Annotated in this window: 9 protein-coding genes; 2 read left to right on the top strand and 7 right to left on the bottom strand. The window is 75.0% G+C overall.

The features are described 5' to 3' along the window. Window positions 1-46 precede the first annotated feature (46 nt). The 4 genes from ACSMXR_RS19240 to ACSMXR_RS19255 form a co-directional block, all read right to left on the bottom strand. On the bottom strand, window positions 47-247 hold the full coding sequence (locus ACSMXR_RS19240; protein WP_030627248.1) for a class II lanthipeptide, LchA2/BrtA2 family: 201 nt from the start codon (window positions 245-247) through the stop codon (window positions 47-49). Window positions 248-346: 99 nt separating this feature from the next. Continuing rightward, window positions 347-3388 carry a type 2 lanthipeptide synthetase LanM family protein gene (locus ACSMXR_RS19245; RefSeq protein ID WP_473169499.1) on the bottom strand — a complete coding sequence of 1014 codons (3042 nt, stop codon included), beginning with the start codon at window positions 3386-3388 and terminating at the stop codon, window positions 347-349. Between the two features lie 108 nt (window positions 3389-3496). Then, window positions 3497-3682 carry a plantaricin C family lantibiotic gene (locus ACSMXR_RS19250; RefSeq protein WP_030075698.1) on the bottom strand — a complete coding sequence of 62 codons (186 nt, stop codon included), beginning with the start codon at window positions 3680-3682 and terminating at the stop codon, window positions 3497-3499. 189 nt (window positions 3683-3871) lie between these two features. Further along, window positions 3872-4888, bottom strand: coding sequence for a LacI family DNA-binding transcriptional regulator (locus ACSMXR_RS19255; protein WP_218525489.1), 1017 nt, complete (start codon window positions 4886-4888; stop codon window positions 3872-3874). Window positions 4889-5031: 143 nt separating this feature from the next. Here ACSMXR_RS19255 and ACSMXR_RS19260 point away from each other — a divergent pair, with 143 nt between their 5' ends. Continuing rightward, window positions 5032-5976, top strand: a complete 945-nt coding sequence (locus ACSMXR_RS19260) for a carbon-nitrogen hydrolase (protein ID WP_473169500.1) — start codon at window positions 5032-5034, stop codon at window positions 5974-5976. A 14-nt stretch (window positions 5977-5990) separates the two neighbouring features. Here the strand turns inward: ACSMXR_RS19260 and ACSMXR_RS19265 are convergent, their stop codons facing one another. Genes ACSMXR_RS19265 through ACSMXR_RS19275 form a run of 3 tightly spaced genes read right to left on the bottom strand, consistent with a single transcriptional unit; the run spans window position 5991 to window position 9849 of the window. Beyond that, window positions 5991-7202, bottom strand: coding sequence for an LLM class flavin-dependent oxidoreductase (locus ACSMXR_RS19265; RefSeq protein ID WP_473169501.1), 1212 nt, complete (start codon window positions 7200-7202; stop codon window positions 5991-5993). Continuing rightward, window positions 7199-8575: an NtaA/DmoA family FMN-dependent monooxygenase gene (locus tag ACSMXR_RS19270; protein WP_473169502.1), complete on the bottom strand. Its 1377-nt coding sequence runs from the start codon at window positions 8573-8575 to the stop codon at window positions 7199-7201. Before ACSMXR_RS19270 ends, ACSMXR_RS19265 begins: the two co-directional genes overlap by 4 nt. Then, entirely contained in the window at window positions 8572-9849 is a 1278-nt protein-coding gene (locus ACSMXR_RS19275; RefSeq protein WP_473169503.1) for an MFS transporter, read from the bottom strand. The genes ACSMXR_RS19270 and ACSMXR_RS19275 overlap by 4 nt, the downstream gene beginning before the upstream one ends. Window positions 9850-9989: 140 nt before the next feature. On the opposite strand from ACSMXR_RS19275, the gene ACSMXR_RS19280 reads away from it, so the two are divergent. Further along, a complete protein-coding gene (locus ACSMXR_RS19280) occupies window positions 9990-13391 on the top strand; it encodes an AfsR/SARP family transcriptional regulator (RefSeq protein ID WP_473169504.1) in 3402 nt (1133 codons plus the stop codon). The last annotated feature ends 75 nt before the right edge of the window (window positions 13392-13466 follow it).

Here is a 13466-nt window from a genome sequence, read left to right on the forward strand (position 1 = left end):
GGAAGTACCAGTTCCGGGGCGCCCGCACCCCACCGGCTCAGCGGGTTCAGCAGCGCTTGGTGCAGCCGCTCGTCGGGCAGCCGCCCTGCATCGCGGCGCTGGCGCCGACGATCACGGTGGTGACGGCGGTGGCCGGGATGATGGTGGGCGTGAAGCCCGCGGCCAGCGACTCCGGCGCGTCCGCGAGCTCGACGAGCTCGTCGGCGCTGACGTATCCGGTGGCGTCGTTCATGGCGATGTCGCCCATGACGGTTCCTCTCTGTTCTTCCTGCGTGGATGGGTGGTGCCAGGGCCCGGCAGGATGCGGGCCCGGTTCGTGGGTGCGCCGTCGCGTCCCGGCCGTGGCCTAGGCGAAGCGCAGCAGGGAGGGGTGGCTCCCCGGGTCCAGGTGGCGGAGGACGGACCAGGCGAGTCCGGCCTCCCCGACCATGAGGCTGTTGGTGTACGCGTACTTGGTGTCCGAGCGCTGCCCGTACCGCTCCACGACCTCGTCGAAGAGCCGCGGATACAGGTCGTCGAGGCCGTCGCCGTCACCGGTCCGGTCGCCCTCGCCGAACAGGCCGGGGACCAGCTCCTGTCCGAGCCGTACGATCTCCGCGCAGGCCAGATCGCCGTGGCAGTACGTCGGGTTGTTGCCGAAGCCGCGGGCCAGGGTCAGCCCGGCCAGCCGGTCCAGCACCGGGCGGGACACCGCGCCGGGCGCGTGCTCGTTGCTCATCAGCGCGCCCAGCAGCATCCCGGGCGCCCCGTGGCACCAGCCGTACGAGCGCTCCGGCTCGCCCCAGACGCGCGGCCAGTCGCGGTCGCCCTCCTCCTGCGCGTCGAGGACGGCGCCGAGGATCCGCAGCCCGAGGCCGTGCACCCCCGGGTCGCCGAACTCGGCCCCGTAGCGCAGCAGTACGGGCGCGATGCCCATCGCCCCGTGCGCGTAACCGGTGTACGGGGTGACCCGCGGGTCCGCCAGGCCGAGGCCGCCGAGCGCCTCGGTCTCCCGGGCGGCGATGGTGCGGACCGCCTCGGCGACGACCGCCCGCTCCGCCGGGTCGGTGGCGCGCTCGTGCAGGGCGAGGCCGACCGCCAGCGCGCCCGCCATACCGCTGAGGAAGTCGGTCCCGGCCTCGGCCCCCGAGCACCGGGCCAGCTCGCGCGCCAGCTCGCCGAGACGGCCGGCGTCCGGCTCGTCCAGCAGCCCGCGCGCCACGACGAGGGCGTACGCGGTACCGGCCATGCCGGTCATCCCGCCCACCGACACCCCCTGCTCGGCGAGTTGCCCGCCGCGCAGCTGCTCCTCGACGGGGTCCAGCACGCTGCGCGCCGCCGCCGCGAAGTCCGCCCGGCCCGTCTCGCGGGCCAGCGCGGCGAGGACGAGGGCGGGGCCGGGGCTGCCGCCGTACAGGTCGTAGCCGAGGGTGCCCGGGCTCCACTGGCTCTGCGAGTCGGTGGTGACCTGCGGGGCGATCCAGGTCGCCGGGTGGCGGGGCTCGGTGCTCGCCACCCGGGTCGCGAGCAGCCGCTCCCCGATCCGTACGGCCTCGTCGACGAACCGGCCCCGCTCCACGGCGACGGCGGGCTTCCCCGCCGGGCGCACCGGGACGAACCCGGTCTCCTCCTGGTCGGTGGGCAGCTTGTTGACGAACGAGAAGTCGATCAGGCGCAGTTCGCGCTCGATGACGCTCTCGTCGAGCCCGTGGATCCGCTCGCGCACGGTGGTCAGCGGCGGCTCCGCCAGGGCGTCGGCCCGTACGGTCCCGTCCGTCGAGCCCAGCGCGCGCGACCGGGCGGTGTACGAGAAGTACGGCACGTCGCCCCGGGCCATCTGCCGGACCTCGGCGTCGGCGATCGCGGGGGAGTCGCCGGTGCGCAGGACGACCCGGTTCAGGACGGCGGCGCGGACGACCGGGTCCGCCATGGCGTGCGGGTGGGTCGCCATGCGCAGCAACTGCGTGTAGAAGATGGTCGCCTGGTTGACGTGCCGGAACTGCACATCGCCGAGGAACTCCTCGACGGCATGGACGACCGCGTCGGGGTGGTCCGCCGCATACCGCAGCACTCGCCCGAACTCCCGCTTGACGATGTCCCGTTGGTCGTTGACGGGCAGCTGGGTGGCGCGCTGCACGGCGAGGTTGGCGTTGGCGGCCGTGGTCGTCGTGGTCACCATTCCGACGAACATGTCGTCGCGGCCCGGGTTCTGGAGGCTCAGCGACTTGTACGGGGAGCGCTGGCCGGTGTCGTAGCCGATCGCGCCGATGTCCATGCCGTGGTCGTCGTCGCCCGAACGCACGACGAGCGGCAGCAGCCCCGACCCGATGATCGACTCCCGGAGCGTGAGCGCCCCGATCTTCGAGGCCGCGCCGTCGTCGTACGCCTCGGGGAGGTTCAGCCGGGGCGACAGCAGGGTCTCGGTGTCGATGACCACGGGCCCGGCGGCGCAGGACACCATGTTCTCGAAGTGGATGTCGGTGGCCCGCAGCAGGAAGAGGATGCCCGCGAGGGTGCCGATCCGGGCGAAGTAGTCCTTCTGCTCGCCCGCGTACTCCTCGGTGGGGATGAACTCCACGAACCCGCCGTGCTCGGTCGGGACCACGGCGACGGTCGGCAGATCGGTGCCGAGCCGGCCGTTCATCCAGGACACGAAGGAGCTGTAGCCGGCCTCCGCGCCGATGGGGTGCGGCTTGTAGAGCACCCGGCGGCCGTCGGTGAACAGGACCTGCGCGACGGAACGCCCGCCGTTGTGGGTGTCGCCCTCGCCGAGGACGAGACGGTCGACCCGGGGGCGCTCCGGGCCGCCCGGTACGAGCTCGGTCAACCGGTCCGCGACGGAGTCGAGTTCATCGATGATCTCGACGACGTACCGCGCGGAGGCCTCGACCTGGCGGCCCACGAGGGAGAAGAGGTGCGGATAGCGCGCGGTCAACTCGTCGTGCCCGGCCGGGCTGTTGGTCCACCGGCGGAAGGCGGCGTACCGCTCCTCGGGCGTCTCCCCGTCGAGCAGGCCCGCCGTGCGCCGCCGGTGCAGCTCCTCGACCAGGGTCCGGATCATCAGCCGGGAGACGAGCCCCGTCTGGTGTACGAGGAAGTCGTCGACGACCTGTTGCGGCGCGGCCATCGTGGGCGACTGCGCGGCGGCCCGGCGTACGAGAGCCGTCGCGGGCGCGGCGAAGTGCCGGAAGTAGTCGTGGAAGAGCCCGTCGGGGTCGAGGGAGGGGGCGTAGGCGTCGGGCGCGCCGGGCCGGGTCCGGTACTGGTTCCGCTCGCCCTCGTCCGGTGCCGCCGTCGCCGCTGCCCGCAGCCGTTCCTCGACGTGCGCGATCAGCTCGGGGTCGGTGAGCTCCGGCAGATACGTCCGCAGGGCTTCGGCGGTGCCGGGGGAGACGTCGTGACTGTTCATGAACACCGGATCCAGGACGGGGCGGGGCGGGAAGGGCCCCTCGGAGGGACTGCCCCTCAGGAGGGGAGGGGGAGGTGACGCCGGGAGGTGGGTCCCGGCGTCATACGGTCACTTGCAGTTGTTCTGGCACTCGGCGGTGGCCGTGCAGAAGTTCCCGTTGTTCCCCAGGACGTAGCTGGCGCCGTAGCAGCTGAGGGAGGACACGATGGTTCCCCAGCCCTGACCGGCGGCGCTGACGGCGTCGAGGTTCTGGTCGTCGATCTCTTCGAGGATGCCGACGTTGGGGTTCGCCATGAGGCTCACACCTTTCACGCGAGGAAGCGGCGCGGCTGTGCGGCCGGGCCGTTCCGAATGGATCTTGACCCCTTGAACGCTAGGGATCCGATCCGCGCCGCGCCCCCGCCCGGAGACGGGTTCCGCCCCCGCCCCGGGGGGTGTTGTTCCCCGCCCGGAACCCCGCCCGGCGGCCGGGTGGCGCGTCGCTCAGGCGGGGCCGGTGGAGGCGCGGGTCTCCAGGGACCAGGCGTGGCGGCGGACGGTGTCGGGGGCGGCCCGGTCCGCGAGGATGTCGCAGAGCAGCTCGGCGCAGGCGCGGCCGTACGCGGCGGGGCGCAGGTCGACGGCGGTGACGGGCGGTGCGGAGCCTCGGGTGGCGGGCCCGTCGACGCAGGCGGCGACGAGCAGGCCGCTCCCGCTCTTCCTGCTGCCGCCGACCTCCCGGCCGAGGGCGGCCGCCGCGCGCAGGACGCCCGGGGCGGAGCCGTCGGGGGCGCAGATCACGGCGTCGACGGCCGGGTCGGCGGTGAGCAGTGCCCGGGTGGTCTCCTCGGCCTCCGCCGGGGTCGCCGCGAACGGCACGGTGCGCAGCGCCACCTCCACCCCGTGGGCCAGCCCCCAGGACCGGGCGGTCGCGCGCAGGGCGGTCGCCCAGGCGGAGGAGCCGGACGGGGCCAGGAGCGCGGGGCGGCGGGCGCCGCGCCCGGTGACATGGTCGAGGAGGGCGGTCAGCGAGGCGGCGTTGTCGCAGACCACGGCGCCGCTGGGGCCGGGTGCCGGGCCGAGGTAGCGCTCGCCGGTCACCACCGGGACGCCCGCGTCGAGCAGCCCCGGCACCGCGCTGTCGCCCGCCTCGGGGTCGATCACCAGCAGCCCGTCGACGCGCGAGGCGATCCGCCCGCCCGACGCCCCCGAGGGCGCGAGCAGCACCATGTCGAGGCCGTCCTCCTGGGCGCGCTCCACCGCCCCGAAGGCGAGGTTCATGTAGTAGTCCAGCCGGGTCGCGGTGGCCGGCAGATGCAGCCCGACGGCCCCGGTGCTGGCGCGGCGCAGCCGCCGGGCGGCGCTGTTGGGGCGGTAGCCCAGCTCCTCCGCCACCGCGCGGACCCGGTCCCGGGTGGCCTCGGCGACCCGCCCCGAGCCCTGGAGCGCGTCCGACACGGTGCTCTTGGAGACCCCGGCGGCGCGGGCCACATCGAGCAGGGTCACGGTCCGGGAGGTCACGGGGGTGAAGTCTAGACGTTCGGGGAGGCACGGTGCGGGGGGTTGCCGGAACGTTCCGGCAACGTTAGATTCGGGCCGTGCCGGAACGTTCCGGCAGTGTCGGCCCCCTCCGCCCCGCACCCCGACCCCCCCTGGAACTGGTCATGCGTCTGATCACCGCGTACAACCCGCCCGCCTCCCCGACCCGGACCCGCCCCGCCGAGCGCGCCCCCCTGCGCGTCGCGGCGGTCCAGCAGCGCTGGCACCGCGACCCGGCCGAGCACCGCTCCGCCCTGCTGGAGGGCATCCGGCTCGCCGCGGCGGAGGGCGCCCGGGTGGTCTGCCTCCAGGAGCTGACGCTCTCGCCGTACTTCGCGGTCGTCCGCCGCGCCGACCACCCCGAGCCCGCCGCCCCGGAGGAGCTGCTGACCGGCCCCACCTTCACCTTCGCCGCCGAGGCCGCCCGCGAGCACGGGGTGTACGTCCACGCCTCGCTGTACGAGAAGGCCCCGGCGCCCGGCGGCGAGGACGACGGCCTCGGCTACAACACCGCGATCCTCGTCGCCCCCGACGGCACCCTCGCCCAGCGCACCCGCAAGACCCATATCCCGGTGACCGAGGGCTATTACGAGGACGACTGGTTCCGGGCCGGTCCGGCGGGCGACGACGCCTTCCCGCTGGTCACGGTCGACGAGGCCCGCTTCGGCCTGCCCACCTGCTGGGACCAGTGGTTCCCGGAGCTGGCCCGCGCCTACTCGCTCGCCGGGGCCGACGTCCTCGTCTACCCGACCGCCATCGGCTCCGAGCCCGGCTTCCCCGGCTTCGACTCCCAGCCGCTCTGGCAGAAGGTGATCACCGGCAACGCCATCGCCAACGCCACCTTCATGATCGTGCCGAACCGCATCGGCGCCGAGAACGGCCTCACCTTCTACGGCAGTTCCTTCATCGTGGACCCGTACGGCCGTGTCCTCGCCCAGGCTCCCCGCGACGAGCCCGCCGTGCTGGTCGCCGACCTCGACCTGGACGCCCGCCGCGACTGGCTGGAGCTGTTCCCGTTCCTGACCACCCGCCGCCCCGACGCGTACGGCCCGCTCACCGAGCCCCGCTGAAGGACGGGCGGAGGTCAACCCGCCGCCGCGTAACGGCTCCTGGGCCGGGCCAGACCCAGGTGGCCGCGGAGCGTCGTCGCGCCGTACGCCGTCCGGAACGCGCCGCGCCGCTGGAGCTCCGGCACCAGGCCGCGGGTGATCGCGGTGAGGTCGTGCGGCAGGACGCCGGGGCGGAGCCGGAAGCCGTCGAGCCCGGCTCCGCACCAGTCCAGCAGCAGTTCGGCCAGGTCGCCGGGCGTGCCGGTGAAGACCGCGGCGTCGGAGGCGAGCCGGGCCCCGGCCCATTCGTCCAGACGCTCCTTGCGGCGCGCGGCCTCTCCCGGCTGCTCGTCCAGCAGGACCACCAGATCGGCGAAGCGCAGCAGCGGCCGCTCCCGTACGTCGCGGCCGGCACGCTCCACCGCCGCGCCGACCTCCGCGAGGACCGCCGCGACCCCCGCCCGGTCGTGCGGCGTGATGTGGACGACGTCCGAGGCCGACGCCGCGAACGCGTACGGCACCGAGGCGTGCGCCAGGCTCACCACCGGCGGCGCGCCCTGCGGTGAACGCGGTGTGATCGAGGGGCCCTTGACGGAGAAGTGCGTGCCCGCGAAGTCGATGTGGTGCACCTTGTCGCGGTCCAGGAAGCGGCCCGTGGCCGCGTCCCGTATCTCCGCGTCGTCCTCCCAGCTGTCCCACAGCCGTCGCACGGCCTCCACCGCCTCCGTGCCCTCCGAGAACAGCGGGCTCAGTCGGGCGGCGATCAGCTCCGGGTCGGTCACGTCGTCGTCGGTGAGCTGCGGGGTGGTCCGTCGGCCGAAGTGCCGGGCGTCGGCGGCGCGGGAGGAGATCTGCGGCCGCCACCCCGCACGGCCCCCGCTCGCATGGTCGAGCGTGGCGATGCCGATGCCGACGTGGAACGGCTCGGTGTGCGTGACGTTCGTGGTGGGGACCAGCCCGATGTGCGTGGTGAGCGGCGCGAGGTGGGCCGCGAGCAGCACCGCGTCCATGCTGCCCCGCACCTGGTCGGTGCGGTCGTCGGGCCGGTGGAAGGCGGCGGACTGGAGACCGAGGGCGTCCTCGAAGGTGACGTAGTCGAGCAGCCCGCGCTCGGCCTCGGCGACCAGACCGGCCCAGTACGCGGCCGAGAGCAGCTCTCCGGGCCGGGCTCCGGCGGCCCGCCAGGCGGCGGGGTGCCAGCCCGCGCCGTCGAGCGCGACGGCGAGATGCAGTGGGGCGCCGGTCATGCGGGCCTCTCCTTCTGTTCCAGCTTCTCTTCGGTCGAGGGCAGGCCGAGGTGATCCCGCAGCGTCGTTCCCGTGTAGTCCTCGCGGAACACGCCCTTCTCCTGGAGCAGCGACACCACCCGGTCCACCACGTCGTCCAGGCCGCCGGGCGTCAGATGCGGTACGAGGACGAAGCCGTCGGCGCCCTCCGTCCGCACGAAGTGGTCGATGGCGTCCGCGACCGTGCGCGGACTGCCGACGAACGTCGGCCGGCCGCCGACCTCGATAACCAACTCCCGTATGGACAGGCCGCGTTCCTCGGCCAGCGCGCGCCACTTCCGGGCCGTCTCGGCCCGCCCCCTGCGGAACACCGAGTGCCCCTTCAGAAAGTGCGCGTCGTCCTCCGGCTCGACCTCGGGCAGCGGCCCGTCCGGGTCGTAGCCGGACAGGTCGCGGCCCCAGACGGCCTCCAGATGGGCGATGGCGGTCTGCGGGCTCACCAGCTCGCGGCCGATCTCCCGCGCGTACGCCACCGCCTCCTCGTCGGTGTCGGCGACGACCGCGTTGGCGGTGGGCAGGATCTTCAGCTCGTCCGGCGCCCGCCCGTACCGGGCCAGCCGCCGCTTCACATCCCGGTAGAAGTCCCGGGCCGGGCCGAGTCGGTTGTGCTTGCTGAAGACGACGTCGGCGTCGGAGGCGGCGAACTCGCGGCCCGCGTCGGACTCGCCGGACTGGATGACGACCGGGTGCCCCTGCGGCCCCGGCGGGGTGGTGAACCGGCCCGCGATGTCGAAGTGCCGCCCGTGGTGGGCGAACCGGCCCGCTCCGGCCCGGACGAACTCGCCCGCCGCCGCGTCGGCGCGCAGGTCGCCGTCCGGCCAGCTGTCCCACAACGTACGGGCCACGGCCAGGAATTCGGCGGCCCGGCCGTACCGGTCGGCCTCCGGCAGGAAGCCGCCCCGGCGGAAGTTCTCGCCGGTGAACGCGTCGTGACTGGTGACCACGTTCCAGGCGGCCCGCCCGCCGCTGAGCCGGTCGAGGGTCGCGAACCGGCGCGCCACCTCGTACGGCTCGTTGAAGGTCGCGTTGACCGTGGCGGCGAGCCCGAGGCGGGTGGTGACGGCGGCCAGCGCGCCGAGCATCGTGAGGTTCTCCGGGCGGCCCGCGATGTCCAGGTCGTAGATCCGGCCCCGGTGTTCGCGCAGCCGCAGCCCCTCGGCGAGGAAGAAGAAGTCGAACTTTCCGCGTTCGGCGGTCTGCGCGAGCCGGACGAAGGAGTCGATCGCGATCTGGCTCTCCGACCGGGGATCCGACCAGACCGTCACGTTGTGGATGCCGGGCAGCTGCGCGGCGAGGTGGACCTGCCGGGGCCGGTGCGTCGGTGTTCCGCTCATGCCGGGTCCTCGCTTCCGGCGGTCGGCGCGGTGACGTTCCGCCGGGCCGGGAAGCCCGCGTCGCGGGCGTACAGGACGACCGCGATCACCGGCAGCAGGAGCAGCAGGACGGCCCGGGGGAAGGATGCGCTGCCGGCGGAGTCGAGGAGGATCCCGCCGACGATGCCGCCGCCCGCCATGGCGGCGTTCCAGAGCGTGACCAGCATCGCCTGCGCCGCGTCGGCGGACTTGCCGCCCGCGTCGGCCACGGCGGTCTGGAGCAGGGTGGGGAAGCCGCCCCAGCCCAGGCCCCACAGGGCGGCGGCGGTGAAGACGAGAGCGGTGCTGTCGGAGAGCACGGCCAGCAGAGCGGCGGCGACGGCGACCAGCAGGGCGCCCGCGACGGTGAGGCCGCGCAGCCGGTCGTGGATCAGGACGCCGGTGATCCAGATGCTCGCCAGCGAGGCGGCGCCGAAGACGAGGAGGACCAGGCCGGTGGAGCCGCCGAGGCCGAGGTCCTCCAGGTACGCGGCGATGTACGCGTACAGGATGGTGTGGGCCAGGACGAAGACCAGCGTGACGAACAGGACCGGGCTCACTCCCGGGACGCGCAGGGTCCGCAGCATCCTCGGCCGTTCGCCGCGCGCCTGCCCGGGGAAGTCCGGCACGGCCGTGTGGATCCAGGCCAGGAGCAGCACGGTGAGCCCGGTCATGGAGAGGAACGCGGCCCGCCAGCCGAGCGCGTCGCCGAGGAAGGTCCCGGCGGGCACGCCGAGCGAGAGCGCGACCGGGATACCGGCCATGGCGATGGCGATGGCCTTGCCCTGGAGGTGGACCGGAGCCATGCGCCGCGCGTATCCGGCGAGCAGCGCCCAGGCCAGCCCGGCCGCGACCCCGGCGACGAACCGGGCCGCCATGGTCAGTCCGTAACTGGACGACACGGCGGTCACGGTGTTGGCGAGGGCGAAGCCGGCCATCGCGGCGAGGAGCAGCCGCTTGCGCCGCCAGCCGGCCGTGGCCGCCGTCAGGGGGATCGCGGTGAGGGCGGTGCCGATCGCGTAGACCGTGACCGTCTGCCCGGTCGCGGACTCGCTCACCCGGAGGTCGTCGCTCATGGCCGGGAGCAGACCTGCGGGCAGGGTCTCGGTGAGGCTGGTGATGAAGACGGCGGTGGCGAGGGCGAGCAGCGCGAACAGCGGGAGTTTCTGCTGCGCCCGCTCCCCGCTGCTGGGCTCGGGCGCCGCGGGCGTCCCGGCGGAGGCGGTGGTGGTGGTGGCGTCGGGTGCGGTGCTCATGGGGTCGGCTCCTGGTCTCCCGGTACGTGGTGGGCCTCTGCGGGCGAGCACGAGGGTGCGCCGAAGGGCTTCGGGAAACCTTCGGGAGTTCTTCGGGAACGCCCGCGACCAGCCCTTTCCTCGCATGTACGGTGACCCGTATGCGGTTCGGGGTGCTCGGCCCACTGGTGGTGGGGGATGTCGAGGGACGTGACATCACCGTCCCCGAGCGCAAGGTCCGGGCCCTGCTGGCGGACCTCCTCGTCCACGACGGCGGCCCGGTCTCCGCCGACCGGCTCATCCACGACCTCTGGGACGACGCGCCGCCCGGCCGGCCCTCGGGCGCGCTCCAGGCCAAGGTCTCCCAGCTGCGCCGGGTGCTCGGCCGCGACCGCGTGGTGCGGCAGCCCCCGGGCTACCGGCTGCGGCTGGAGCGCGGTACGGACGAGGTGGACGCCGACCGGTTCCGGGCCCTGGTGACCGAGGCCCGCCCCGTACGGGACCCCCGCGCGCGGGCCGCGCTGCTCACCGAGGCCCTGGGGCTGTGGCGGGGCCCCGCCTACGCGGACTTCGCGGACGCCCCGTTCGCCCGCGAGGCCGCCCAACGCCTCGCGGAACAGCGGCTGTCCGTGCTGGAGGAGCAGGCGGAGGCCCGCTGGGAGGCGGGGGACCGGGTGCTGCTCGCCGGGGAACTGGCCGATCTCGTGGCCCGGCACCCGCTGCGGGAGCGGCTGCGCGCGGTGCAGATGCGGGCGCTGTACTCGGCGGGACGCCAGAGCGAGGCCCTCGCGACGTACGACGACCTCCGGGGCCGCCTCGCCGATGAGCTGGGCGTGGACCCCGGGCCCGAACTCGGAGCGCTGCGGCTGGCGGTGCTGCGGCAGGACCCGGAGTTGCTGCGGGGGGTTTCCGTGGCTGCTCGGGTCTCGCAGGCGCCGCAGGTGCCTCAGGCACTTCAGGCACCTGAGACACCTCAGGCACCTGAGACACCTGAGGTGCGGCACGCGCCTCGGGTCTCCCCGGCACCTCAGGGGAACCTTCCGCTGCCTCTCACCCCGCTGGTCGGTCGCCGTCCGGCGCTCGCCCGGCTCTCCGAACTCCTCGCCGGTGAACGGCTGGTGACCCTCACCGGGCCCGGCGGGGTCGGCAAGACCCGGCTGGCGGTCGCCGCGGCCACCGCCGAGAAGGACCGCGCCGCGGCGGACGGCCCGGGGGACGGCGTCTGGTTCGTCGAGTTCGCGGGTGTCCGTACGGGCACGACCGCCGACCTCGCCGAGATCGTCGCCGCCACCCTCGGCATCCGGGACGCCGCCCCGGGCGCCGCACCGGGCGCGGGCGCCGGAACCCGTTCCCTGCCGCACCGGCTGGCCGCCGCCCTGCGCGACCGCCGGACCCTGCTGGTCCTGGACAACTGCGAGCACGTCGTGGACGCCGCCGCCGGACTCGCCGAACTGCTCCTGCGCACCGCCCCCGGGCTGCGCGTCCTCGCCACCGGCCAGGAGCCCCTCGGCCTGGCGGGCGAGGCGGTGTTCCTGGTCGAGCCGCTCCCGCCCGCCGAGGCCGTCCGGCTGTTCGTGGAGCGGGCCGGGGCCTCGGCCCCCGGCTTCCCGCGCGATCCGGACGGGCCCGAGCGCGAGGCCGTCGCCGAGATCTGCCGCCGCCTCGACGGCATCCCGCTGGCGCTGGAGCTCGCCGCCACCCGCGTAAGGGCTCTGGGGGTACGGGAGTTGGCGGCGCGGCTGGGTGACCGCTTCCGGGTCCTGTCCACCGGACAGCGGGGCGCTCCGGCCCGACAGCAGACCCTGCGGGCGGTGATCGACTGGAGCTGGGAGCTGCTCGGCGAACCCGAACGCATCGTCCTGCGCCGCCTCGCCGTCCACCGCGACGGCTGCGACCTCGCGGCGGCCGAGGCGGTCTGCGCGGGGGACGGGGTGTCCCGGGAGGATGTGCCCGACCTCGTCGGGCGGCTCGTCGACCGGTCGCTCGTGGTCGTGGTGAACGGTCCGGACGGGCCGCGCTACCGGCTCCTGGAGTCCGTCGCCGCGTACGCGACGGAGCACCTGCACGCGACGGAGGGCCTGGCGGCGGTACGCGAACGTCACCTCCGCCACTACCTCGCGTTCGCGGTGCGCGCCGAGCCTCATCTGCGCGGCGCGGAGCAACGCCCCTGGCTGGACCGGCTGGACGCCGAGGCCGGGAATCTGCGGGCGGCCCTCGACGAGGCGGTGCGCCGTGCGCCGACCACCCCGGGCGCGGCGGACGAGGCCGTGCGGCCGGCCACCGCCCTGGCCTGGTGGTGGCTGCTGCGCGGCCGCCTCACCGAGGCCCGCCGCAGCCTGCACGCGGTCCTGGCGGCGGTGCCGGGAGAAGTTGCCGGAGCGCCCGAACTCGCCCTGCTGCACCGGGCGTTCACCCTGCTGACCGGAGGTGCGGGGGGAACGTCCGGGCCCGAGTCCGAGTCCAAGGCCGAGCCCGGGCTCAGCGCTGCGGCCGGCATCGAGGCCGCCGCCGAGGACGTTCCCGACCCCGTGCGGCGGGCCCGCGCGCTCTGGCTGTGCGCGTACGGCCTGTTCAGCGCGGGCGACACGGCCGGGGGCGAGGCGCTGAACGCCCGCGCGCTCGCCCTCTTCGCCGCGGCGGACGACTCCTGGGGCACCGCGGCCGCGCTCGGCCTGCGGTCGGCGCTCGCGCTGGTCGGCGGGGACCTCGACGCACTCGGCCGCGACGGACGTCGCAGCGCCGCGCTCTTCCGCGAACTGGGCGACCGCTGGGGCGAGTTGCAGACCGTGTCACCGCTCGCGGCGCTCGCCGAGATCAAGGGCGCGTACGAGGAGGCCGGGCAACGGCAGCACGAGGGCCTGCGCATGGCGCGGGAGCTGGGTCTGGAGGCGGAGGTGTCGGCCCGGCTCTCCGGGCTCGGCCGGCTGGCGCTGCTCGCCCGCGACTGGGACCGGGCCCGCGATCTGCACGAGCGGGCGCGGCGCATCGCCGCCGAGCAGGGCTACACGTACGGCGAGATCCACTCCGGGATGGGCCTCGCTCTCGGCGCCCGCCGCTCCGGCGACCTCGACGCCGCCGAGGCGCACCTCCTGCGGATCCGCGACGGGTTCGCCGCCGTGTCGTCCCGGGCGGGCGACCACCTGGTCTGTGCGGAGCTCGGCTTCATCGCCGAACTCCGGGGCGAGGCGGACCGGGCCGCCGCCCACCATCTGCGCGGCCTGGACATCGCCCTGGCCCTCGCCGAGCCGCGCGCCCTGGCCCTGTCGCTGGAGGGCCTGGCCGGGGCGGCGGCCCTGGCGGGGCGCACGCCGGACGCCGTCCGCGCCGCCCGGCTCCTCGGCGCGGCCGCCGCTGCCCGCCGCCGTGCCGGAGCCCCGCTGCCGCCCGCCGAACGCGCCGACGTCGACCGCGTCACGGCGGCGGCGCGGGACGTCCTGGGCGGAACGGCGTTCACGGAGGAGTTCGACCGGGGCGGCCGGGAGAGCGCCGAGCACCCCGGAGCCGCGCACTGGGCCGATACGTACCTGAAACAGAGCCGCGCGGTGCTCGAAGCACGCCCCTGACCGGCCGGAAGCGGCGTTCCCGGAGGCTGTCGGCGTACCCGATCGCCGGTGTGCACGACCGTCAGGAGACCTGTG

Source organism: Streptomyces sp. DSM 106670, assembly GCF_055792845.1.